We start from the raw sequence: 21,897 nt of genomic DNA on the forward strand, positions 1-21,897 counted from the left end.
GAAATATCAAAGTCAGACATCCAAATGGAACTGTCTGCGTAACCGACTATCAAGGAGCAACCTATGAATGACATTGTTCGCCGCGATCCTTTCTCCGATCTTCTGCGTGGCTTCTTTGTTCGCCCAGTAGACTTCGATTTTGATGTATCAACCCAAGCGCCTGAAATGCGCGTGGATGTAAAAGAAAATGCCGACCACTATGCCGTCTCGGCAGAATTGCCCGGCGTTGCCAAAGATGACATCCATGTCAATATCGACGGCCAACTGGTATCCATCAGCGCTGAGCGCAAACAGGAAAAAGAAACTCGCGATGGTGAGCGCGTATTGCGCACAGAACGCTATTTTGGCAAGGTTTCCCGCAGCTTCCAGCTGGGTCAGGAAGTCGACGAGGCCCGCGCTTCAGCCAAGTTCAAAGATGGCGTTCTGGAACTGACATTGCCGAAAAAAGCGCCTGCACAAGCCAAGCGCCTGACCATCGAATAAAAGGCAGCCACCCGTCCTTGCGAACCTGCTCGTAAGGTTGAGATTGCCGTCGATGTAAAGCCACGCATACATCATGCGTGGCTTTTTTTCTTTATTTACGGCCCCCAGCCCGCTGCTCACGCTGCAACCGCGCCAAATAGCGGCGATCATCCCAAGTGGAAAAAACCACGGCAAAGACAATACCTAGAATGGCGCCGAGCATGGTGTCGAACACCCTCTCCACAGACATTTGAGTTGCATCGGCAACGGGCGCTGCTAGGTAGGTCATGAGCAACGCCATCGGTGTAGTAGCAATCTGCCCCAGGGCGTAGTTGTAGCCAATGACGACTTCTGTGATGAACTGAAAAATCACAACCATTCCCACAATCGCCCAGAAAGGCGGCTGAGATTCCAGTATGAACCACACGATTAGCGCCCCCACCAAAGTGCTGGCCATACGTTGCAACGCCCGGTGCAGCGTAATGTGCAGATGTGCGCCTTGCATCACAGCAACCGCACCGATTGCTGCCCAAGAAGGGTGATTCCAGCCCGCCGCATACGCAATCAGCGCTGCGGCGCCGGCGGCAAACACAATAATGACAGCCCCCGGCCCGCCCAGCTTCCAGTAGCTAAAGCCCATCGTAGCGACACCCGCCACACAGGCCACCATCAGCACGGCGACAAAGGCCGGCGTGCCTTGCCATGACGCAAGGAACGTGACAAACACAGCGCCAGTCAACATCACAGCACATATCCAGACAATGCCATGACGCTTAAGCAGAGGCGCAAACCGGCCAAATAAAGCCGCCAGCGCACCCAATGCGGCAAACCCCACTAGATGCGGCCACATCGAATGGCGTAACAATACAACGGCCGTCAGAACAGCCAGCGCCGCCTACAACCCCGCTATAGAGCTCATCCAGAGCGAAGGCTGAGGGTTAAGGCGCAGGCTCGCTTGAAAATGCTCGGGAGCAAGCAGCCGCCGCGCCGTGACACGTCGGGCCTTCAGAGCACGCGCGCGTGCTGCACGTTTGTTACGGGCACCGGAGGGTGTCGGGAGAATAGGTTGTGATGGTTTTATTTTCATGACCACGCGCCTGTGTGCAAGCCCCAGCCTGCAGGTCGGGGTCAAGCGAGGCAAATTCTGAATACGGCACGAGCTTCTTCACACACTGATTCTATCGTCATTGAACAGGGGTTAAAGTAGTCCCACCCACAAAAGAAGGAGAAGCAGAGATATGAGCGAAGAAAAATTCGCCCTGGTCACAGGCGCTGGTTCAGGCATTGGAAAACACGTCGCCCTGGCGCTGATGAAAGAAGGCTTTCACGTTGCCCTGGCCGGGCGCCGCCTGGCCGCGCTGGAAGAAACAGCCCATGAGGGCAGCCAGTTCGGCGTCCGCTGCCTGGTGCAATCCACAGATGTCGGCGACCCACAAAGCGTCGAGCGCCTGTTCACGCGCATCACCAGCGAATTCGGCCGACTCGACCTGCTTTTCAACAATGCCGGCATTTTTACCAAGGCCGCCAGCATCGAAGATATTCCCTACGAACACTGGAAGGCGGCATTGGATGTGAACTTGACCGGCTACTTTCTATGTACCCAAGGGGCGTTCCGTGTGATGAAGGCCCAACAGCCACGTGGGGGGCGCATCATTAACAACGGCTCCATTTCGGCCTATGCCCCTCGCCCACAAGCCACCTGCTACACCACGACCAAACATGCCGTAACCGGGCTGACAAAAGCCACTTCGCTGGATGGCCGTGCTTACGACATCGCCTGCGGTCAAATCGACATTGGCAATGCAGCCAGCGATATGACAGACATGATGCGTAGTGGCATTCTGCAGGCCGACGGCACAACGCGCCCCGAACCCGTCATGGACGTGCAACATGTGGCCCAAGCCGTTGTGTACATGGCCGGCCTCCCCTTGGACGCCAATGTCCAATTCATGACGGTCATGGCAACAAAAATGCCATTTATCGGACGCGGGTAACCATTTAGCGGGCGCGGGTAATATACTGAACAAAAACCACTCATAAAAAAGGTGTATGCAGGGCACTTGCAGGAATGAAATTTGCCCTTGCCCACACCACACACGAGACCCCGCGCCTATGCGCACACCTCGCCACCCATGGCGAGGCTAAGCGAGGCAGTCTTCATACGGCGCCAACAGCGTTCCCGCTAGGGCACGCGAGCACCCCACCCCGGTGGGCGTGACACATAGGAGGTTTGTATGCGGTTGCTGGCGACTAAACAGGAATCACAACTTTTAACGCATCCCGACCTTGACCTGCGCAGGTATGCGGGCCTCTGGTACGAATATGCACGGCTGCCCAACGATTATCAGATGGACTGCACAGGTGAAGTGACTGCCGAATATACCTGGCACGAAGGCGACACTTTGTCCGTGCATTTCAGCTGTTCAAACTCAGAATGTCAGATCCTCGAAGCGCGGGGGGAAGTTCGCCCTGTGCAACGGGATCACGGCATTGACCCTGCCAAGCTTGAAATCCGTTTCAGCTCAGATTGGCTGTCCGCGCCCTCATCCGTATGGCGCGACCACTGGATACTCTATGTAGATCCCGACTATCTGCACGCCATGATCGGCACCTCAGATCGACGCTGCCTGTGGATGTTAGGCCGCAGCCGCACCCCAGACCGTCTGGCGTTACAGAAAATGCTGCGCTACGCCGCCCAACTGGGCTTTTGTGTAAACCGGGTGCTGCGCACCGGGGAAACAGGCTAACACCCGGGCAACACGCATTTTTTCAGGCAGTGGCCTCGCAAACGGCCACTGCCGTGGCTGTTTCATCACTCGTCGAGTGTGAACCCCACCTTGATGGTGACCTGCCAATAGGCCACCTTGCCTTCCTTGACATGCCCCCGTGTTTCCACCACTTCAAACCAGTTGATATTCCGTAGCGTATTGCTGGCACGCGCAATCGCTGTGTTGACGGCATCCTCAATGCTTGTTGTGGAAGAGCCGGTCAGCTCTACACTCTTGTACACATGATTATTCATAAAACGCTCCTTTAAACGTCACTAGACCAAGCAGCAACCAGACGGCAGGGTCGTATCAACCGAAGCTGCGCCTGCACAACAGGCGCCACCTACTGTGTCTTTTCTACAGGTTGCCTTACCTCGCTTGGCACTGAAGGGACAGGCTTTTGCGCAGGTGCACGGTCGCTACCCTCTGGAACAGTATTACGCTGAATCTCGCCATCCCGCAATATCTCCTGCCCGCCGCGCCGCTCTATCCTCGGGCCTTGATCTGGCGTGCGGCGCATGTCGTGACCGCTACGCTTTTCGAGCATGGGGTGCTCAAATTCTGTAGATCGCTGTTGCTTAGCCGGGTTGGAAGTGGAATCTGGAGAAGAGGGCGATGTTTGCGCGCCCGCCACTGACACTATGCCAAAACACACCAAGCTGGCAGCTTGGAGTTTGCTGAAACGGTTCATGGTTGAGCTCCTTGTTGATATCTACCTCAAGCAAGCTCCATACCTGTAACGTTATACACACCCAGACGGCACGCCCGGCACGGAAGATGGCCCGCCACTTGCCTCATCAGCGCACCTCCCGCAACCACCTTCTGGAGACGCTAAGATGAAAGACATAGAACAAATAGCGGACTACATGCATGAGCACAAGTTGCTGCTGACCACCGCCGAATCATGTACAGCAGGGTTAATCGCCGCCACCTTGGCAGACGTGCCAGGCGCGGGGGCATTGCTGGACTGCTCTTTCGTTACCTATTCTGAGCAATCGAAACGCAGTTGCCTGAAAGTGAGTGAGCTCACTATTCTTCGAAACAACCTGACGAGTGAACCCGTGGCGCGCGAGATGGCGCTAGGTGCGTTAGCGCGCAGCCGGGCGAACGTAGCCGTATCCAATACAGGGGTAGTGGACAATACCGACGATGAGGTCCCTGCCGGAACCCAGTGTTTTGCCTGGGCGTTCAGGTCGCAAAGCGTGCCAGAGGGAGTCGCGGTTTTTTCAGCAACGCGCAGGTTTGAAGGAGACCGGGTAGAGATTCGCCGCCAAAGCGCAGAATTCGCCTTGCGGCAGATACCGAAATATCACACCCAACACAACTGATACATGTGCTGATAGGGGCGTACCGATACAGCGGAACCTTACATTTTACGCTGAACGGCATACACGCACTTAAGTACTTGAGAGATTCACTCCGGAGCTCGTTCAAAATGACCGACGCACTCCAAATATTTGATTCGCATCAACTCTCTAATAGTCGCGGCATGATGATATAACACCGTAAGTAACCTTTACCGTAACAGGGGGATTAAGTATGTATAAACGCCTCACCGTGGCCGTACTGTCGGCCTTCGCGATGGGTTCGTCAGCCATGGCCGCCGACTCCAGCGTCGAAGATCTGCGTGCGCTGGCCAACAACCTGTTCAAGCCCATTCCAACCGCTGATGTCGTCGTCAAGGAAAAAGGCCTCACTGCCGAACAAATTGAGCTCGGCCGCTGGCTGTGGTTTGAACCTCGCTTGTCCAAGAGCCACATCATCACCTGTAACACCTGCCACAGCGTAGGTACAGGCGGTGCCGACAACATTCCAGCATCAGTGGGGCATGGCTGGCAGCACGGGCCTCGCAACTCGCCCACCGTTCTGAACGCAGTGTTCAACGCCGCCCAATTCTGGGATGGCCGCGCACCCGACCTGGCGGAACAGGCCAAGGGCCCGATTCAGGCCAGCGTTGAAATGAACGCTACGCCCGAGTTTGTGGAAGAAACTCTGCGCAGCATTCCCACCTATGTGGAAAAATTCACAGCTGCTTTCCCAGACGAAAAACAGCCTGTCAGCTTTGACACGGTTGCCAAGGCTCTGGAAGCATTTGAGTCCACCCTGGTCACGCCTAACTCGCGCATGGACCAGTTCCTGCTGGGCAGCAACTCGCTCAACGAGCAAGAACTTGGCGGTCTGCGCCTGTTTATTGACAAGGGCTGTATTGCTTGCCACTCCGGTGTGAACTTCGGTGGCCAGAACTACTACCCCTTCGGCTTGGTCAAGCGCCCCGGCGCCGACATCCTGCCTGAGGGCGACCGTGGCCGCTTCGACGTCACGAACACCGCTTCGGATGAATACGTGTTCCGTGCCGCGCCCCTGCGCAACGTTGCACTGACTGCGCCCTACTTCCATAGTGGCGAGGTCTGGAGCCTGGAAGAAGCTGTCGCCCTCATGGGCACCAGCCAGCTGGGCACCGAGCTGAACGAAGAGGAAGTCAAGGCCATCACTGCCTTCCTGCACACCCTCACCGGTGATCAGCCCGTGGTGGAGTACCCCACTCTGCCCGCCAGCACTGCCAATACGCCCAAGCCTTCGCGCATGTAAGCGTACAGTTATGACTTGTGGTGGTTCACCACAAGTCATACTGAACACGTGCTGATAACAATGCCCCGCCTGCTTTACAGCTGGCGGGGCATGTTTTTGCCCGGTCGCCAAAACCGTAACGGCTAAAAATCGGCCTTCTCAGGCCGAGGCTTGGAAATGCTCAGGCGACAACGGGAAAAGCCGGCATCGCCCTTTTGTGCGCGGTACGGCGGAACGTAGAAAAAATAACTTCGTAGGCGGAATCCGAAACCACTTTCCCTTCGAGGAAGTCGTCGATTTCGTCGTAGCTCACGCCCAGGGCCAGTTCATCCGGTTGCAGGGGGCTCAGGCTTTCAAGGTCGGCTGTAGGCACTTTGTACACTTGCTCCGGCGGGGCGCCCATAAATTCGGCCAAACGACGCACCCTGCGTTTGTTCAGGCCGGTAAGCGGCATGACATCTGCCGCACCGTCACCAAACTTGGTGAAAAAACCCATCAGCGCTTCCGCTGCATGGTCAGTTCCTACCACCAGCCCTTGCCGTGCGCCCGCCACCGCAAATTGAGCCACCATGCGCTGACGCGCCTTGATATTGCCGTGCACGAAATCCCTATGGCCGGCATCACGGAATTCCAGCCCCGCAGCCAAACATTGCTCAAGTATCGAATCACTGGCGGGTTTGACATCGACCATCAGCGTTTCGTCGGGCTGAATCACTTGCAGGCTAAGCTGTGCATCCGATTCATCGGCCTGTTCGCCATACGGGAGGCGCATGGCGATGAATGCAGCTTCGTAGCCACGCGCGCGGCAAAGCGCCGCCGCCCGCTGCGCCAACAGCCCGCCAACCAGAGAATCCACCCCCCCACTTATGCCCAGCACCAGCGTGCGTAAACCGGCGGACTGCAGATGATTGGCCAGGAATTCACTACGGCGCTCGATTTCAGAACCGGCATCGAAGGTAGGGCTCACATAAAGCTGTTCAATGATGTCGCGCTGCTGAGCGCGCTGTTCAGGGGTTGCCACCTTACTTTCCTTGGAAAAAATCAAAAACGGTCGAGAACTGCGCCTGTGCTGGCATTGGAGACATTAAAGGCAAACTTTGCCTGTACGCCCCGCGTATAGCGTGGGGGCGGCGCAGACCATGCGGCCCGCCGCTGGGCGAGCTCATTATCCTCTACATGCAATTCTAGGGCCTGGCGGTGGGCGTCAATAGTGATGCGGTCACCTTCTTGCACCAAGGCGATGCAACCGCCTTCCGCCGCTTCAGGGGCGACATGACCCACCACCATGCCCCAAGTGCCGCCGGAGAACCGGCCATCAGTAATCAGCCCCACGGAATCGCCCAGCCCGGCACCGATGAGTGCGCTGGTAGGCGCCAGCATTTCCGGCATGCCGGGCCCGCCGCGCGGGCCCAGATAACGCAACACCAAGATATCTCCAGCCTGGATACGCCCGTCGAGTATGGCTTTCAAGGCGGACTGCTCGTCATCAAACACCCGTGCAGGGCCGGACATAACAGGGTTTTTCAGGCCGGTGATTTTGGCCACAGAGCCTTCAGGCGCCAGATTACCCTTCAAAATCGCCAGATGCCCTTCTGCATACAAGGCGCGACTCAGTGGGCGAATGACGTCTTGCCCCTGCGGCGGCGTTGCAGGTATGTCGCGCAGGGTTTCGGCAATCGTGCGCCCGGTGATAGTCATGCAGTCGCCATGCAGCAAACCAGCCGCCAGCAGCAGCTTCATAACTTGCGGTACACCACCAGCACGGTGAAAGTCGACAGTGAGGTAATGGCCACTGGGCTTAAGATCGCAGATAACGGGCACTTTGCGCCTCACCCGTTCGAAGTCGTCGATGCTCCATTCAACATCCGCGGCGTGCGCAATCGCCAGGATGTGCAATACCGCATTCGTGGAACCGCCCACTGCCATAACGACGGCCACGGCATTTTCAATGGCTTCGCGGGTAATGATGTCACGCGGTTTGAGATCGCGTTCAATGGCCTGCAACAACACGCGGGCGGACTCCGCCGCAGACGCGGTTTTCTCGTCGTGGATATTGGCCATGCTGGATGAATACGGCAGACTCATGCCCATGGCTTCAAAGGCAGCGCTCATGGTGTTGGCCGAATACATGCCGCCACACGAGCCGGGGCCGGGAATCGCGTGGCGCTCGATATCTTTAAGCCCGCTATCGCTCAAGCGGCCCGCCGCATGTTCACCTACGGCTTCGAACACACTGACGATGTTGAGATCGTTGCCGTTCAGGCGGCCCGGCATGATGGTGCCCCCATACACATAAATGGCCGGCACGTTGGCCCGCAATATGCCCATCATTCCGCCGGGCATGTTTTTATCGCAACCGCCTATGACTAACACGCCGTCCATCCACTGGCCCTGCACGCAAGTCTCGACGCAATCGGCAATCACTTCACGCGACACCAACGAATACTTCATTCCTTCGGTGCCCATGGACATGCCATCGGAAATGGTTGGGGTGCCGAAAACCTGAGGGTTGCCACCCGCTTGCTGAATAGCTTGGACGGCCGCATCGGCCAACTTCTGCAAACCGCTGTTGCATGGCGTGATTGTGCTGTGACCGTTGGCGATGCCCACCATGGGCTTGGAGAAATCGGCCTCGGTGTAACCCAGACCGTAGTACATGGACCGGTTAGGGGCCCGTTCTGCGCCCTCCACGATATTTGCTGAACGCCTGCGCTTTGAAATGCTCATCGTGTCGTCTCCGCCTGAGTATTGCGGGCCGCAAACAGAGCGGCCTGCAAAGTGTTATTGGGCCTGTCTTGAATGAAATATTAAGGCACATCAAGGATTCTGGGTTCACAATCATGGGAATATCGTTATCCCATCCGACCCTGCTCCCTATGTCCTACCCTCTACTTGTCATTCTGCATCTTTTTGCCGCAATCATGTTTGTCGGCACCGTTTTTTTCGAAGTCATCATGCTCGAAAACGTTCGCAAACATGTTCCCAAGGAAGCCATGCGCAGCGTGGAAGGGGCAATCGGCACCCGCGCCCGTGCCATCATGCCTTGGGTGTTGTTGCTGCTTTTTGGTGCGGGCTTCGGGCTGTCCTGGTTTCATCGCCAGGCACTGGCGGCTCCCATGGCATCCAGCTTCGGGCTGCTACTGTCTATAAAGATATTGCTGGCGTTAAGTGTGTTCGGCCATTTCCTGACAGCCATGGCATTGCATCGCATGGGGCGCCTGCGCTCACGTGCCTCACAGCGCATCCATATCAGCGTATTCATTCACGTGGTAGCCATCGTACTGCTTGCCAAACTGATGTTCTATGCAGGTTAGTGTCCATTTTGTCTAATACGCATACCGGCCGTTGCCCCCGCGCCTACCCCGCGATGTTGCGAAGTCATCCACGCTTATACAGGACGGCTAAATGCGTCATAATGAACCACAATCCGCATCACCGTTTTGGGAGGCAGTATGGCAGAAGCAAACCCTGTAGTCCTGATTACGGGCGCCAGCCGCGGTATTGGCGCAGCCACTGCGATTCTTGCTGCACGCGACGGCTTCGATGTCGCCATCAGCTATGTACAGAATGAAGCCGCCGCGCAGCAAGTTGCGGACGCAGTACGCAGGCGCGGGCGCAAAGCAGCGGTCATCCAAGGCGATGTCGCCAGACCGGCAGACATCTATCGCATGTTTGTGCAGGCTGAAGAACAGCTGGGCGCCATCACCGCTTTGGTGAACAACAGCGGCGTTACCGGCCCGATCGGCCCCTTTACCAACACCGACAACGCCACCATTGAACACGTGTTTCGCGTGAATGTCTTCGGCACCATGGAATGCTGCCGTCAGGCCGTGGAACGCTTCCAGAAAAACGGCATACCGGGCGTGATCGTGAATATTTCGTCGGTTGCCGCCCGCACCGGCAGCCCGCACGAATACATTCACTATGCTGCCAGCAAAGCAGCGGTGGAGACTTTCACCCTGGGTCTGGCGCGCGAAGTCGCAGAACACGGCATTCGGGTGTGTGCCGCATCACCCGGCTCCACCCTGACCGACATCCACGCCACGGCGGGCGAACCAGACCGGCCACAGCGCGTGGCTCCGCGCATCCCCATGGGCAGGCTGGCCCAGCCAGAAGAAATCGCCGAAACCGTGGTGTGGCTGTTATCACCCGCTGCCTCCTACCTGACAGGCACCGTTGTGAATTGCGCGGGCGGGCTTTAAGCGATTCCTCCACCATGCCCCCGATCCCACCCGATCAAGCAACATTCCAGCGTCTGCTACAAATCGTGCTGGCGCTGTCCGGCGAACGCAATATCACCCGTTTGTACGAGCAGATTATCGAGGCCGCGCAAGATCTCACCCATGCGGAAGGTGGGGCACTGTACATCGCGCAAGAGCATGAAGGCCGCCCAATCTTGCAGTTTGAAGTGGTACGCAATGATGCCTTGGGCCTGAGGCTGGGCGGAACATCCGGCCAGCCGGTCGCACTCCCGGGCATCCCCTTGATTTTTCCCGATGGCCGCCCGAACTACGGCAACGTCTGCGCCTTCGTGTATCACCATGGCCACCCCCTCAATATCAAAGACTCCTATGCCATTGAGGGTTTCGACTTTTCCCGGGCACAGGCACTCGACGAACAATCAGGCTACCATTCGCAATCTTTGCTGGTCCTGCCGCTCATCAACCATGCAGGCGACGTTATCGGCGTCTTGAAGTTGATCAACGCCAAGTCCGCCGACACTGGGGAAACCATACCGTTTGCGCCTTGGCTGGAGCCCATTGCCGCCGCGCTGGCTTCCAGCGCCGCCATCACGCTCGACAACCAGAAGCTGCTGCAAGCGCACCGCGACCTGCTGGACGCCTTTGTCAAAGCCATCGCGCAAGCCATTGATGCCAAGTCAACCCATACTTCCGGCCATTGCCAGCGCGTGCCCGTCCTCACGGAACTCCTGGCGCAAGCGGCCTGCCGCGCACAGGAAGGGCCACTGAAAGATTTCAATCTGGATGAAAACGACTGGTATGAATTGCATGTAGCCGCCTGGCTACATGACTGTGGCAAGCTGAGCACACCTGACTCACTGCTGGACAAGTCCACCAAGCTGCACGCCTTGTGTGACCGTATTGAATCCGTGAAAGTCCGTTTTGCGGCCCTGATCTCCCAGACTCGCCTGTGTTACGCAGACAACCCCGACCCTGCCGCACGGCAGGCCCTTGAGGCTCGCATTACCGAGCTGCGTGAAGATTGCGCTTTTCTGGAACGAGCCAATACGGGCAGCGAGTTCATGTGCCCCGACGATCAAGCGCGTGTGCGCCGCATTGCCGCCCTGACTTGGCAAGACCACCTGGGGGTTGAACAGCCACTGCTCAGTGAAGAAGAGGCCGACATGCTGTGTATTTCTCGCGGCACCCTCAGTGGGGCCGAGCGTGAACGTATCAACGACCACATCAATGTCACCATTCAGATGCTGGAAGGCTTGCCCTTCCCCAAACACCTGGCACGGGTGCCGGAATATGCAGGCGGCCATCACGAAAAAATTAATGGCACCGGCTACCCGCGCGGGCTGCACAGGGAACAGATGTCGTGGCCTGCACGCATGATGGCAATTGCCGATGTGTTTGAAGCACTAACCGCCGGCGACCGACCCTACAAGCCGCCCATGAAGCTGTCACAAGCGCTGTCGATTCTGAAGAATATGGCCACCAACGGCCACATTGACCCCGATCTTTACGATCTGTTCATCGCCGAGCGCGTCTGGGACACTTACGCTCGAAGCCATTTGCTACCCGAACAAATGGATGTCATCGACTCCAACCCATACCGGTTACCGGCGCACGCCTTGCTCTGAAGAACACGGCGTGCGCGGTTTCAACTCCGCTATAGCTTAACGCTGGGTTGCCGGGCCACGCAGTTGAGAGAGGTCCCGCACGGCACCGCGGTCAGCAGAAGTCGCCAGCGCCGCGTAAGCCATTAAGGCCTGCGAGACCACACGTTCGCGATTTTCCGGCTTCCACGCCTTGTCGCCACGCGCTTCCATTTCGGCGCGACGTTCGGCCAGTTCGGTATCGGAGATCGCCAGGTGGATGCGACGATTGGGGATGTCGATCTCGATACGGTCGCCATCACGCACCAGCGCAATGTTGCCGCCTTCAGCGGCCTCTGGTGACGCATGGCCGATAACCAGACCGGAAGAACCACCCGAGAAGCGGCCATCAGTTAACAGTGCCGAAGAGGCCCCCAGGCCTTTGGACTTCAGGTAGGACGTGGGGTACAGCATTTCCTGCATGCCGGGGCCACCCTTGGGGCCTTCGTAGCGGATGATGACCACATCGCCCGCCTTCACCACATCGCCCAGAATGCCGTCTACCGCATCTTCCTGGCTTTCAAACACGCGTGCCGTGCCGGTAAAGGTAAGAATGCTCTCGTCCACCCCCGCCGTCTTCACGATGCAGCCGTTCTCTGCCAAGTTGCCATACAGCACCGCCAGACCGCCGTCTTGTGAATAGGCGTGCTCCACCGAGCGAATGCAGCCATTCTGACGATCCAAATCCAGTTCGGCATAGTAGGTGTTCTGGCTGAACGCCTCCTTGCTGCGCACGTTGCCGGGCGCCGTTTTGAAGAACTGCCGCACTTCCTCAGACACTTGAGGATTCATGACGTCCCAGGTTTCGATGGCCTTGCCCAGCGTGCCGCAAGCAATGTTGCCCACATCCAGGTGCAGCAGATCGGCGCGTGCCAGTTCGGCCAGAATCCCCAGAATACCGCCTGCGCGATGCACGTCTTCAATATGATATTTGTCTGTAGCGGGCGCCAGCTTGCTCAGGCAAGGAACCCGGCGCGACAGGCGATCAATGTCCGACATGGTGAAATCGACCTCGGCCTCCTGAGCGGCAGCCAGCAGGTGCAACACAGTATTGGTCGAGCCGCCCATGGCGATATCCAGCGTCATAGCATTTTCAAATGCCTTGAAGGTGGCAATATTGCGAGGCAGAACCGAAGCGTCGTCCTGTTCGTAGTACTGGCGGCACAGTTCAACAATCTTCTTGCCCGCGTCTTCAAACAAGGTTTTACGGCGGGCGTGGGTGGCCAGCACCGTGCCATTACCCGGCAGGGCCAGGCCCAGCGCTTCCACCAGGCAGTTCATGGAGTTGGCCGTAAACATACCGGAACAGGAACCGCAGGTCGGGCAGGCATTACGCTCCGCTTCGGCAGCTTCTTCGTCCGTCACATTCGGGTCGGCCGCCTTGACCATGGCATCCACCAAGTCGAGCTTTTGCACCACCATGCGGGTGTTGGGGTCGACCACCTTGCCGGCCTCCATGGGGCCGCCCGAGACGAAGACCACCGGGATATTCAGCCGCATGGCCGCCATCAGCATCCCCGGCGTGATTTTGTCGCAGTTGGAAATGCACACCATGGCATCGGCGCAGTGGCCGTTAACCATGTATTCCACGGAATCGGCGATGAGTTCACGCGAAGGCAGCGAATACAGCATGCCGCCATGGCCCATGGCAATACCGTCATCAATGGCGATGGTATTGAATTCTTTTGCTACGCCGCCCGCTGCCTCGATCTGACGGGCCACTAGCTGGCCGAGATCTTTGAGGTGCACATGCCCTGGCACAAATTGAGTGAACGAGTTCACAACGGCGATAATAGGCTTTTCGAAATCTTCATCGTTCATGCCCGTAGCGCGCCACAGAGCGCGGGCGCCGGCCATATTGCGGCCATGCGTGGATGTGCGTGATCGGTATTGCGGCATTTTTCTCTCTGTTAAGGATTCAAAAATCACGGATGCGTCAAACGTGAATCGCCCCCTCGGGAAATTCAAAGCGTCCTTTTGAGCCCACAATGATAATCTTCATCAGCGAAGATTTCTTTCTCACCCCATCGCAACACAAGGTCATACCCTGTTATGACCCTAAAAAGAGGAGCAATAGTGAGCACGACGCAGAAAGTAGCATCCCCCCATAGCGCTTTACGGCAAGACATCCGGTTGTTGGGCAAAGCACTGGGCGAAGTCATACGGGAAAGCGATGGCAAGGCAATCTACGACACCATCGAAAAACTGCGTCGGGCGGCCGTGACTTTCCGCAGGGAAGGTGATGTGACTCAAGAACCGGTGCTAGAAAGCTCCATTCAGCAGCTCGATGATGCGCAGGTCAACTCTGTAGCGCGCGCATTCAGCTACTTTCTGCACCTGTCGAATATCGCGGAAGATCGCGAACAGAACCGCCGCCAGCGCGAACACGAACTGAACGAAGCTACGCCCATGCATGGCAGCCTGGGCGATGCGCTGAACTTTCTGACAGAACGCGGCGTCGAGCCACGCGCCATTTTGCGCGCCTTGGACGAAATGAGCATTGTGCCCGTGCTGACCGCCCACCCCACGGAAGTCCAGCGCAAAAGCACGTTGGATGTGCACCGTGAAATCGCCCGCCAGCTTCAGCATAATGACGATATCCAGACCCCAAGCGAAACGCTGCGCAGCCGCCAGCGGCTGACCGGCCTGATCGCCACGCTCTGGCAAACCCGCATGCTGCGCCAACAGAAGCTCACCGTGCTGGATGAAATCGACAACGCCCTTGGCTATTACGAGCATACCTTCCTGAAGGCGATTCCGCGGCTTTACCAAGATTTGGCCACCCTGTTGGAGGCTGAAGGCAAAGACGCCCTGCAAAGCCGCCCTGCACTACTACCGCCCTTTCTGACAACTGGCAGTTGGATTGGCGGCGACCGCGACGGCAACCCCAATGTCAATGCCGAAACCCTGGAACTGGCGCTCACCCGCCAGGCAACCCACGCGTTCCGCTACTACCTTGATGAGGTCAAGGCGCTGGGCACGGAACTTTCCATGTCGCGCAACCTGGTGAACATCGATGCCGCCCTGGAGGAGCTTGCCCTTGAAAGCCGCGACACCTCCTTACACCGCATCGACGAACCCTACCGCCGGGCCTGCATCCATATCTATGCCCGCCTGGTGGCCACGGCACAAGGCATATTGCAACGCCCGTTGCTGACCCGCCCAACCTACGAGGCGGAGCCTTATTCCGGCCCCGAAGAGTTCGACGCCGATCTCGCCGTCATCGCTGATTCTCTGCAGAATAATCATGGCACAGCCATCGCCCACCTGCGCTTGGGCGAACTGCGCCAAGCACTGCGCGTATTCGGCTTCCATCTGGCGACGCTCGATATGCGCCAAAGTTCGGATGTCCACGAACGCGTGCTGGATGAGCTGTTCTCTGCCGCCGGCGTCAAGCACAATGGCCAGCCTGTGCGCTATCTGGAGCTGGGCGAAGAACAGCGCATCGAACTATTGCGCGGCGAACTGGCCCAAAACCGCCCCCTGTATTCGCCATGGCTGACGTATTCCGAAGAAACAGACAAGGAACTGGCTATTCTGAGAATGGCCGCCCGATGCCGCGCCCGCTTCGGCCCGCGCGCCATCGAACAGACCATTATTTCGCATACCGAAACCCTGAGCGATCTGCTGGAAGTGCTGGTTCTACAACAGGAAACCGGCTTGCTGCGCCCCGATGCCCAGCATTTCGACCCTTCTCAGCCGGCGCCCGCTAACGCAGCGGAAGTACGCCAAGCCAAATTGGCGGCAGGTTTAATGGTTGTCCCTTTGTTCGAGACTATTCCTGATTTGGAACGGGCCGCAGAAATCATGGCGGGCTGGCTCGACCTTCCCGAAGTCAAGCAACGCGTGCGCGGTGTCCAGGCGGGTATTCAGGAAGTCATGCTGGGCTATTCAGACAGCAACAAGGATGGCGGCTACCTCACTTCTAACTGGTCGCTGTATTGCGCCGAGCGCGAACTGGTCAAGGTGTTCCAGAAGCGCAATACGCGTTTACGGCTCTTTCATGGCCGGGGCGGTTCCGTGGCACGAGGCGGCGGCCCCAGCTTCGAAGCCATCATTGCCCAGCCACCCGGCACGGTGAACGGGCAAATCCGCCTCACCGAACAGGGCGAAGTGATTCAGGGCAAATACAAGGATGCCGAAGTCGGCCGCTGGCACCTGGAAAACATTGTCGCCGCCACATTGGAGGCCAGTCTGACCCCTGCAGCCGAAGCTGCCCGCATAGAAAATGAGCGGTTGGATAAATACTTCAGCGCCATGAACTGGATGTCGGAGCAAGCTGAGGCTGCGTACCGCGACCTTGTATACGGCACACCGGGATTCACCGAATACTTTTTCGCCGCAACCCCCATCAGCGAGATTGCAGAATTAAATATCGGCTCGCGCCCGGCTGCACGCAAATCCACGCAACGCATTGAAGACCTGCGCGCCATTCCGTGGGGCTTTTCTTGGGCGCAATGCCGGCTCATGCTGACTGGCTGGTACGGCGTCGGCACGGCCCTGAAACGCTATGTGGACGAAGGGTGCGACGGCGCGCCGGCCTCAGCAGAGGCGCGCCTGGAACAGCTGCAGGAAATGGCGCGCGAATGGCCGTTCTTCCGCAGCCTGTTGTCCAATATGGAGCAGGTTCTGGCCAAAACCGACCTCACCATCGCTCGCCGCTATTCCCTGCTGGTGGCCGACAAACGTCTACGCGAAACCATCTTCCAAAGTATGGAAGATGAGTTCCACACAACCTTGACGATGTTCCGCAAAGTCAGCGGCCATGATTTGCTGGAACGCGACCCGCAACTGGCGGCCGCGCTGCTGGAACGCTTTGCCTATATTGACCCGCTCAACCACCTGCAAGTGGAGCTTCTGCAACGCCACCGCAAGTGCGGCCCGAAAGAGTTCAATGAGCATGACGCAGAAAGCCAAAGCCAGCGCGCCATTCACATGACGATTAACGGTATTGCCGCAGGGCTGCGCAACTCAGGTTGAGCGGCATACAAGCTAGCTAACGCGGCAATCACGCAACAGCACGGTGCCGACCACTCTGGTCTGGGCGCCGTGCGTACCCGCATAACGGTCGGTCACTGAACCGTATTGGCTTGCCGGTACGGTGCCTGCCGGGGCGTCCTGCGTCAACATATCGCCATCCACGTCGTCTACATCATCAATATCAAACGCGCCGGTGGTCCAGGTGTAGCCTGCTCCACGGAAGGTGTTACCCGCCCTATCGGCATGGCCCACGGTCACACGCACCATGTCCACAGCCTGATTCATGTAAACAATGCGCGCCGACTGCGCTTCTTCCCCATGGAAGGTGTACTGAACCGTTAAAGGCTGCTCGCCGCCCGGCCCACACTCATACTCAACCGTTTTCTGAGTCAGCTCACGACTATCGGGGGAGCTCCCGCACCCTGCCAACGCCATCGCGGCCACACTTGCAAAAATTAAAGTGGGGATTTTGTTCATAGCATAAACTCCTGGGTTGACACATCGTCCATGCGGACTTGATGAATATCAACCCAGCATGTGCCGTGCCATGCAAGGATGAAACGTTTACCTATCTGACTGCTTTCATGAAGATGCCTGAACTGCAATCCGTGCTGACCGGCCTTTTAAGCATGATTAAAATGAGCCTGAGTTCACTACGTGATACCTTTTCAAGCCACTCGCACTCACGCGATTTTGCGTATGCGCGCGGAGACTATCTACGCAACCGTGTTGTGATAGTGGGCCTCGTATTCTTGGCTCTACTGCCTTTCTGGGCTCTGGTGGACTGGCTGATGCTGCCTGCCGGCAGTCTCGGTGCGGCTCTGGTGTCGCGGCTGGTTATGCTGGCGGCCCTGGCGCTCATCATTCTGCTGGCGTACTACAGCAAAGCACGTTTACAACTGGCGAGACTCTCGGCGGGCCTGATACTTGTCACACCGGCCGCCTTTTACGCTGTGGTGCTGTTCTCGGTTTCAGACGAAACCACATCCCTGATCGGCTACAACTTTATTCCCTACATGCTGGTGGCTATGCTGGCCATCTTTCCCTTCACCCTGAGCGAATCCGCAATATTGGGGGGCGGGCTCATCCTGCTGGAAGCGTATGCACTGCATATCGCCGGTGTGCTTTTCACCGCCGAAGGCCTGCAAGCCATCTGGCTGCTGGCGGCACTGCTAAGCATTTCCATTACCGCCAACTATTTTCAGTTGGGGCTGATGCTGCGCTTGTATCGTGAAGCCACGCATGACCCGCTCACCAGCCTGCTCAACCGGGGTGCCCTGGCACGCACCATGGAACAGCTCACCACCCGCGAGCCAGACGCCCCGCGCGCCCTGCTCATGATGGATCTGGACCATTTCAAACGCATTAACGATAACCATGGCCACGCTTTTGGCGATGATGTGCTGCGCAATTTCGCCAGCATCCTGAGGCGCTCCCTCAGGCCTAACGACCTGGCAGCCCGCTACGGTGGCGAGGAATTCGTCGCCGTCCTGGTCAACACCGATAAAGCAGCTGCGATGGCAATCGCAGAAAATATCCGGGCCCAGACAGAAGCATCGTCGATCAATAACTATGATGGAGAAACCATCAACTACACAGTGAGCATTGGTGTCGCCTCTTTCCAGCCCGGTGAACACTTCGAAGGCGCAGCCATGCGGGCAGATAACCGCCTGTACGAAGCCAAGAAAATCTCGCGCAACTGCGTTGTTGGGGTTTAAACCGCTAGAGACGACTGCGGTATCATACTGATTGCCCGCCGGCTATTTTGGCGGGCACTCTCTTTTTCAGCCTTTTTGCAGCACTATGCCTTCGTCGCAGCACTCCGTCGCATCCCCCCCTCCCCTGTCGATTTTCAACCTCACCATGCCCGTTGCCATGGGTTATATCCCGCTAGGCATGGTATTCGGTTTTCTGTTCGTACAAGCCGGAGCCAGCTGGTTTATGGCCGTGCTCACCAGCCTGGTGGTCTATGCGGGCGCCGCACAGTACATGATGGTGCCCATGGTGGCGGCGGGCATGCCGGTCAGCACCATCGCGTTAGCCACATTGCTAGTCAACCTGCGGCATATTTTCTATGGCTTGTCGCTGCTTGAGACCTTTCCCCGGAAGTTTGTACTACGCTGGTACACCGCCTTCGCCCTGACGGATGAAACGTATTCCGTTCTAACAACCTTACCGGCCGGCACGCCTGCAAGCCGGATGACACTGTTAGCGCTACTGAATCAGGGTTGGTGGGTGCTAGGCACCTTACTGGGTGCTGTGATCGGCTCCCAAGCCAAAATCCCCTTAGACGGGCTGGATTTCGTTCTGTGCTCCTTATTTGCCGTTCTCACCGTTGAACAGTGGCGGGCACGCAGCAGCCCCTTGCCGCTTTGGACCGCCATAGTGTCCTACGCGGTGGCGGCAGCCATTGCGCCTAAACATGCGCTGGTGTTGGCGATTACGCTAAGCATCGCCGTGGGCGTCATCGCCTACAAGAAGGAGAAACGCTGAGATGAACGATATCTCTTACTTGTTGGCAGTGATTGCCGCCATGGGCGCGGTTACCTTCGCTTTGCGTGCCCTGCCCTTTCTTAGCGCGCATTGGCTGCGCCGTTCACCTGTTATTCAGCACCTGGGGCGCTTTCTGCCACTGGCCATTATGGCCTTGTTATTGGTGCACTCAGCCGGCAGCGCAGCCCGTGAACATGCCACCGGGCCCTGGCCTGAACTGTTATCCATTGCCCTGACCTGCCTGCTGCAATGGCGCAGCCGCAACCCCTTGCTGAGTATTGTGCTTGGCACAGCCCTGTATGTATTGCTGCGCAACTGGCACTGACGCCGTCACCCATCTACGGTGAGGGCTGTATTGCGCCGGCGCTTAATCTACGCAAAGGGTCTTGGCGGTAATAGTGACTGAGCAAAGCGTACCAATCGGGATAAGCGCCAGCCAGCGGTGCGGGGTTCACAAAAAAAGCTTCTGAACTGACGGCGAAGAACTCTGCCTTATCGGTTGCCGCGTACGGGTCCAACGGCAAAGTCTGATACCAAGGCTCTGCGGCATCGGATTCGGGGTCAACATCAGGGGGAATGGCTGCCTCGACCTCATCCAGCCTGCTGCAAAAGTCGTCGAAAACCGCGTCCAGCGTCTGCCCCCACATACGGGGCGTTAGCTGCGGCCCATGCTGCCCCAGCCAGGGTATGCCATCGGCCTCGCTGTGATAGAGGTCCAGCTTGTGGGCGAACTCATGAATCACAACGTTGATATCGGGTCCCTGGCCGGGGCCGCAGTCTTCCCACGAAAGAATGACCGGCCCGCCTTCCCAGGCTTCGCCCGCCGCTTCCTGCATGTATTCGTGCACCACGCCGCTTTCATCCATTTCAGACCGGGGTATGAGAAAACCGCCCGGATAAATGATGATTTCCGTCCACCCTTCATAAACGGCCGGGTCCAGATTGATAATGGGCAAAGCGGCTTGCGCCGCAATAGATAACAGTATTTCGGGGGTGATGGACAGCCCCTGAGCGCCAATAAAACTTTTACTGGCCAGCAACCACCCCACACGCTGAAACAAGGCGGCTTCTTCCTGGGGACTCAAACCCGTCAGAAAATAGTGCTGCGCCAAGGTTGCGGCCCATTGGTCTGGGTCGATCGTCGCCAGCTCACGCTTAACGCGCGCAGGCCGCGCTCCTTTGCCCATCAACCATCTAAACATCGCCGCACCGCCCTACCGCCCTTTAGCTAAGCAGCGTGCTGCCCGCCCAGAAGGCCGCGAATAACAACACACTGAAGTAGACGACGGTCAGCACCGTGCCCAGGTAGCCCAACAGCACGAACACGCCATCGCGCTGGATCATGCCGATGGATAACAGCAGGATGCCTATCGCAGGTGCGGTATTGGAAAACGGAATTAAACCGAATGGCGCCATGAGCAGAAGGCCGCCAAATACCAGCACACACCCATTCACGACCGCCATGCGACCGGCAGTCAGGCTTAATGCACGCGGCCGCACCCAGGCGTCGATGCGCGACACCAGCTTTACGCCTTTGCGCAGCGCAGGCAGCAGCTTGGCGGCATCGAGTTCACGATCCAGAATACGATCGGGCAGCCACGGTGAACGATTCAGCGTAATCGCCACTGCCAGCAGCACGATTGCGGCGCCAAACACGGTGGATACGCCTGGTATGGAGACCGGAATCAAGAAAGGCAGGGCCGCAAGCGCACACAACAACAGCATCCCCTGCTCGCCAATCGCAGCCACCAGTTCCCGCAGCGTTACGGTTTCGCCCTGTATGCTATTAATCGTACGCGTTAGAGTGTCGCTGAGCGAAACCGTAGTGTCGTCGAATCGCATGATTGTCCTTGTGCCGACTGTCTGCGTCACAAGCCCGAGGCTCGACATCTGATGGTGGAACCCCATGCTATAACGCCAGATTACCGGCTTTTAAGCCTGACTTGGAGAAAGAAAGTGAGTGTACACGCAGAAGTGCGCCGTATCAGCGTCCCCCAACTGACCGCTTACAAAGGGCAAAAGAAGCTTGCAGCCCTGACCGCCTACAGTGCGCCGATCGCCCGCTTGCTGGACGCCCACCTTGACATGATACTCGTGGGCGACTCGACCGCCATGGTCGGCTATGGCATGCCCGACACCCTTTCCATTACTGCTGAAATGCTCACGGCCCATGCTAAGGCAGTAGTGAATGCCACTCAGCGGGTTTGTGTGGTGGTGGACATGCCTTTTGGCAGTTACCAAGAATCGCCTGAAGCCGCATTCAGGAACGCGGTGGCCATGGTGGCAGGCAGCGGTGTTCAGGCGGTGAAGATCGAAGGCCCGGCGGCTCTGGCGCCCACCACACGCTTTATGGTCGAGCGCGGCATCCCGGTACTGGCCCATGTGGGCCTGATGCCCCAATACATGAACGTTATGGGCGGCTTCAAGGCGCAGGGTTTCAGCGAAGAAGTCGCCGAACGCATTGTTGAAGACGCCTTGGCCCACCAGGAAGCCGGCGCATTCGCCGTGGTTCTGGAAGGCATTACCGAAGCACTGGGGCGCCGCATCACCGAAACGCTATCCATTCCCACCATAGGCATTGGCGCCTCGCCCGCCTGCGACGGGCAGATTCTTGTCACGGAAGATATTCTTGGCCTCAGTGGTTCCCGCATTCCCAAGTTTGCCAAGCAGTTCGCCGACGTCGGTTCAGTCATCAGCAACGCTGCACAGCAGTATGCCGACGATGTTCGAGAAGGCCGATTCCCGAGCCTGGAACACTGCTTCGGCGTAAAGAAGTAAGGGCGG

General features: G+C 57.7%; 22 protein-coding genes. 13 read left to right on the forward strand and 9 right to left on the reverse strand.

Annotated elements, in window-relative coordinates; genetic code table 11:
- Window positions 1-63: 63 nt before the first annotated feature.
- Window positions 64-483, forward strand: coding sequence for an Hsp20/alpha crystallin family protein (locus VRY85_RS12965; RefSeq protein WP_414599019.1), 420 nt, complete (start codon window positions 64-66; stop codon window positions 481-483).
- Window positions 484-574: 91 nt separating this feature from the next.
- Here VRY85_RS12965 and VRY85_RS12970 read toward each other — a convergent pair whose 3' ends face one another.
- Complete coding sequence (locus VRY85_RS12970; protein WP_414599020.1) at window positions 575-1,312, reverse strand: FUSC family protein; 738 nt, start codon at window positions 1,310-1,312, stop codon at window positions 575-577.
- Window positions 1,313-1,700: 388 nt separating this feature from the next.
- Between VRY85_RS12970 and VRY85_RS12975 the strand changes: the two genes are divergently transcribed.
- The gene (locus VRY85_RS12975) at window positions 1,701-2,456 is read left to right on the forward strand and encodes an SDR family oxidoreductase (RefSeq protein WP_414599021.1); all 756 of its coding nucleotides are present in this window, start codon (window positions 1,701-1,703) and stop codon (window positions 2,454-2,456) included.
- A 240-nt stretch (window positions 2,457-2,696) separates the two neighbouring features.
- On the forward strand, window positions 2,697-3,209 hold the full coding sequence (locus tag VRY85_RS12980; protein WP_414599022.1) for a lipocalin family protein: 513 nt from the start codon (window positions 2,697-2,699) through the stop codon (window positions 3,207-3,209).
- Window positions 3,210-3,274: 65 nt separating this feature from the next.
- On the opposite strand, the gene VRY85_RS12985 is transcribed toward VRY85_RS12980, so the two are convergent.
- Window positions 3,275-3,484, reverse strand: coding sequence for a dodecin (locus VRY85_RS12985; protein ID WP_414599023.1), 210 nt, complete (start codon window positions 3,482-3,484; stop codon window positions 3,275-3,277).
- Window positions 3,485-3,573: 89 nt separating this feature from the next.
- Window positions 3,574-3,921: a hypothetical protein gene (locus VRY85_RS12990; protein WP_414599024.1), complete on the reverse strand. Its 348-nt coding sequence runs from the start codon at window positions 3,919-3,921 to the stop codon at window positions 3,574-3,576.
- 145 nt (window positions 3,922-4,066) lie between these two features.
- Here VRY85_RS12990 and VRY85_RS12995 point away from each other — a divergent pair, with 145 nt between their 5' ends.
- Both VRY85_RS12995 and VRY85_RS13000 read left to right on the forward strand, forming a co-directional pair.
- A complete protein-coding gene (locus tag VRY85_RS12995; RefSeq protein ID WP_414599025.1) occupies window positions 4,067-4,558 on the forward strand; it encodes a CinA family protein in 492 nt (163 codons plus the stop codon).
- Between the two features lie 211 nt (window positions 4,559-4,769).
- A complete protein-coding gene (locus VRY85_RS13000; protein WP_414599026.1) occupies window positions 4,770-5,819 on the forward strand; it encodes a cytochrome-c peroxidase in 1,050 nt (349 codons plus the stop codon).
- 160 nt (window positions 5,820-5,979) lie between these two features.
- Here VRY85_RS13000 and nadE read toward each other — a convergent pair whose 3' ends face one another.
- Window positions 5,980-6,819, reverse strand: a complete 840-nt coding sequence (gene nadE, locus VRY85_RS13005) for an ammonia-dependent NAD(+) synthetase (protein WP_414599027.1) — start codon at window positions 6,817-6,819, stop codon at window positions 5,980-5,982.
- Window positions 6,820-6,839: 20 nt separating this feature from the next.
- The gene (ilvD, locus tag VRY85_RS13010; RefSeq protein ID WP_414599028.1) at window positions 6,840-8,525 is read right to left on the reverse strand and encodes a dihydroxy-acid dehydratase; all 1,686 of its coding nucleotides are present in this window, start codon (window positions 8,523-8,525) and stop codon (window positions 6,840-6,842) included.
- 149 nt (window positions 8,526-8,674) lie between these two features.
- On the opposite strand from ilvD (VRY85_RS13010), the gene VRY85_RS13015 reads away from it, so the two are divergent.
- The 3 genes from VRY85_RS13015 to VRY85_RS13025 all read left to right on the forward strand — a co-directional run bounded on the left by VRY85_RS13015 (window position 8,675) and on the right by VRY85_RS13025 (window position 11,625).
- Window positions 8,675-9,112, forward strand: a complete 438-nt coding sequence (locus VRY85_RS13015) for a CopD family copper resistance protein (protein ID WP_414599029.1) — start codon at window positions 8,675-8,677, stop codon at window positions 9,110-9,112.
- Between the two features lie 138 nt (window positions 9,113-9,250).
- Window positions 9,251-10,000 carry an SDR family oxidoreductase gene (locus tag VRY85_RS13020; RefSeq protein WP_414599030.1) on the forward strand — a complete coding sequence of 250 codons (750 nt, stop codon included), beginning with the start codon at window positions 9,251-9,253 and terminating at the stop codon, window positions 9,998-10,000.
- A 14-nt stretch (window positions 10,001-10,014) separates the two neighbouring features.
- Window positions 10,015-11,625 carry an HD domain-containing phosphohydrolase gene (locus VRY85_RS13025; RefSeq protein ID WP_414599031.1) on the forward strand — a complete coding sequence of 537 codons (1,611 nt, stop codon included), beginning with the start codon at window positions 10,015-10,017 and terminating at the stop codon, window positions 11,623-11,625.
- 36 nt (window positions 11,626-11,661) lie between these two features.
- On the opposite strand, the gene ilvD (VRY85_RS13030) is transcribed toward VRY85_RS13025, so the two are convergent.
- Entirely contained in the window at window positions 11,662-13,539 is a 1,878-nt protein-coding gene (gene ilvD, locus VRY85_RS13030) for a dihydroxy-acid dehydratase (RefSeq protein WP_414599032.1), read from the reverse strand.
- Window positions 13,540-13,692: 153 nt separating this feature from the next.
- Between ilvD (VRY85_RS13030) and ppc the strand changes: the two genes are divergently transcribed.
- Window positions 13,693-16,620 (forward strand): phosphoenolpyruvate carboxylase, encoded by a 2,928-nt coding sequence (gene ppc, locus VRY85_RS13035; RefSeq protein ID WP_414599033.1) that lies wholly within the window; start codon window positions 13,693-13,695, stop codon window positions 16,618-16,620.
- A 12-nt stretch (window positions 16,621-16,632) separates the two neighbouring features.
- Here the strand turns inward: ppc and VRY85_RS13040 are convergent, their stop codons facing one another.
- Window positions 16,633-17,097, reverse strand: coding sequence for a hypothetical protein (locus VRY85_RS13040; protein ID WP_414599034.1), 465 nt, complete (start codon window positions 17,095-17,097; stop codon window positions 16,633-16,635).
- Between the two features lie 41 nt (window positions 17,098-17,138).
- Between VRY85_RS13040 and VRY85_RS13045 the strand changes: the two genes are divergently transcribed.
- The 3 genes from VRY85_RS13045 (at window position 17,139) to VRY85_RS13055 (ending at window position 19,438) form a co-directional block, all read left to right on the forward strand.
- Entirely contained in the window at window positions 17,139-18,338 is a 1,200-nt protein-coding gene (locus VRY85_RS13045; protein ID WP_414599035.1) for a GGDEF domain-containing protein, read from the forward strand.
- Window positions 18,339-18,423: 85 nt separating this feature from the next.
- A complete protein-coding gene (locus VRY85_RS13050) occupies window positions 18,424-19,113 on the forward strand; it encodes an AzlC family ABC transporter permease (protein ID WP_414599036.1) in 690 nt (229 codons plus the stop codon).
- A 1-nt stretch (window position 19,114) separates the two neighbouring features.
- Window positions 19,115-19,438 (forward strand): branched-chain amino acid transporter permease, encoded by a 324-nt coding sequence (locus tag VRY85_RS13055; protein ID WP_414599037.1) that lies wholly within the window; start codon window positions 19,115-19,117, stop codon window positions 19,436-19,438.
- A 13-nt stretch (window positions 19,439-19,451) separates the two neighbouring features.
- On the opposite strand, the gene VRY85_RS13060 is transcribed toward VRY85_RS13055, so the two are convergent.
- A complete protein-coding gene (locus VRY85_RS13060; RefSeq protein ID WP_414599038.1) occupies window positions 19,452-20,315 on the reverse strand; it encodes a zinc-dependent peptidase in 864 nt (287 codons plus the stop codon).
- 22 nt (window positions 20,316-20,337) lie between these two features.
- Window positions 20,338-20,955 (reverse strand): exopolysaccharide biosynthesis protein, encoded by a 618-nt coding sequence (locus VRY85_RS13065; RefSeq protein WP_414599039.1) that lies wholly within the window; start codon window positions 20,953-20,955, stop codon window positions 20,338-20,340.
- A 114-nt stretch (window positions 20,956-21,069) separates the two neighbouring features.
- Between VRY85_RS13065 and panB the strand changes: the two genes are divergently transcribed.
- A complete protein-coding gene (gene panB / locus VRY85_RS13070) occupies window positions 21,070-21,891 on the forward strand; it encodes a 3-methyl-2-oxobutanoate hydroxymethyltransferase (RefSeq protein ID WP_414599040.1) in 822 nt (273 codons plus the stop codon).
- Window positions 21,892-21,897: the final 6 nt, after the last annotated feature.

The organism is Achromobacter sp. F4_2707 (assembly GCF_047501535.1).
Taxonomy (GTDB): Bacteria; Pseudomonadota; Gammaproteobacteria; order Burkholderiales; family Burkholderiaceae_B; genus Yanghanlia.

Bases quoted from the DNA above. Each gene is read 5' to 3' on its own strand.
- VRY85_RS12965 (WP_414599019.1), top strand. From the start codon at position 64: ATGAATGACATTGTTCGCCGCGATCCTTTCTCCGATCTTCTGCGTGGC.
- VRY85_RS12970 (WP_414599020.1), bottom strand. From the start codon at position 1,312: ATGTGGCCGCATCTAGTGGGGTTTGCCGCATTGGGTGCGCTGGCGGCT.
- VRY85_RS12975 (WP_414599021.1), top strand. From the start codon at position 1,701: ATGAGCGAAGAAAAATTCGCCCTGGTCACAGGCGCTGGTTCAGGCATT.
- VRY85_RS12980 (WP_414599022.1), top strand. From the start codon at position 2,697: ATGCGGTTGCTGGCGACTAAACAGGAATCACAACTTTTAACGCATCCC.
- VRY85_RS12985 (WP_414599023.1), bottom strand. From the start codon at position 3,484: ATGAATAATCATGTGTACAAGAGTGTAGAGCTGACCGGCTCTTCCACA.
- VRY85_RS12990 (WP_414599024.1), bottom strand. From the start codon at position 3,921: ATGAACCGTTTCAGCAAACTCCAAGCTGCCAGCTTGGTGTGTTTTGGC.
- VRY85_RS12995 (WP_414599025.1), top strand. From the start codon at position 4,067: ATGAAAGACATAGAACAAATAGCGGACTACATGCATGAGCACAAGTTG.
- VRY85_RS13000 (WP_414599026.1), top strand. From the start codon at position 4,770: ATGTATAAACGCCTCACCGTGGCCGTACTGTCGGCCTTCGCGATGGGT.
- ilvD (WP_414599028.1), bottom strand. From the start codon at position 8,525: ATGAGCATTTCAAAGCGCAGGCGTTCAGCAAATATCGTGGAGGGCGCA.
- VRY85_RS13015 (WP_414599029.1), top strand. From the start codon at position 8,675: ATGTCCTACCCTCTACTTGTCATTCTGCATCTTTTTGCCGCAATCATG.
- VRY85_RS13020 (WP_414599030.1), top strand. From the start codon at position 9,251: ATGGCAGAAGCAAACCCTGTAGTCCTGATTACGGGCGCCAGCCGCGGT.
- VRY85_RS13025 (WP_414599031.1), top strand. From the start codon at position 10,015: ATGCCCCCGATCCCACCCGATCAAGCAACATTCCAGCGTCTGCTACAA.
- ilvD (WP_414599032.1), bottom strand. From the start codon at position 13,539: ATGCCGCAATACCGATCACGCACATCCACGCATGGCCGCAATATGGCC.
- ppc (WP_414599033.1), top strand. From the start codon at position 13,693: ATGACCCTAAAAAGAGGAGCAATAGTGAGCACGACGCAGAAAGTAGCA.
- VRY85_RS13040 (WP_414599034.1), bottom strand. From the start codon at position 17,097: ATGAACAAAATCCCCACTTTAATTTTTGCAAGTGTGGCCGCGATGGCG.
- VRY85_RS13045 (WP_414599035.1), top strand. From the start codon at position 17,139: ATGAATATCAACCCAGCATGTGCCGTGCCATGCAAGGATGAAACGTTT.
- VRY85_RS13050 (WP_414599036.1), top strand. From the start codon at position 18,424: ATGCCTTCGTCGCAGCACTCCGTCGCATCCCCCCCTCCCCTGTCGATT.
- VRY85_RS13055 (WP_414599037.1), top strand. From the start codon at position 19,115: ATGAACGATATCTCTTACTTGTTGGCAGTGATTGCCGCCATGGGCGCG.
- VRY85_RS13060 (WP_414599038.1), bottom strand. From the start codon at position 20,315: ATGTTTAGATGGTTGATGGGCAAAGGAGCGCGGCCTGCGCGCGTTAAG.
- VRY85_RS13065 (WP_414599039.1), bottom strand. From the start codon at position 20,955: ATGCGATTCGACGACACTACGGTTTCGCTCAGCGACACTCTAACGCGT.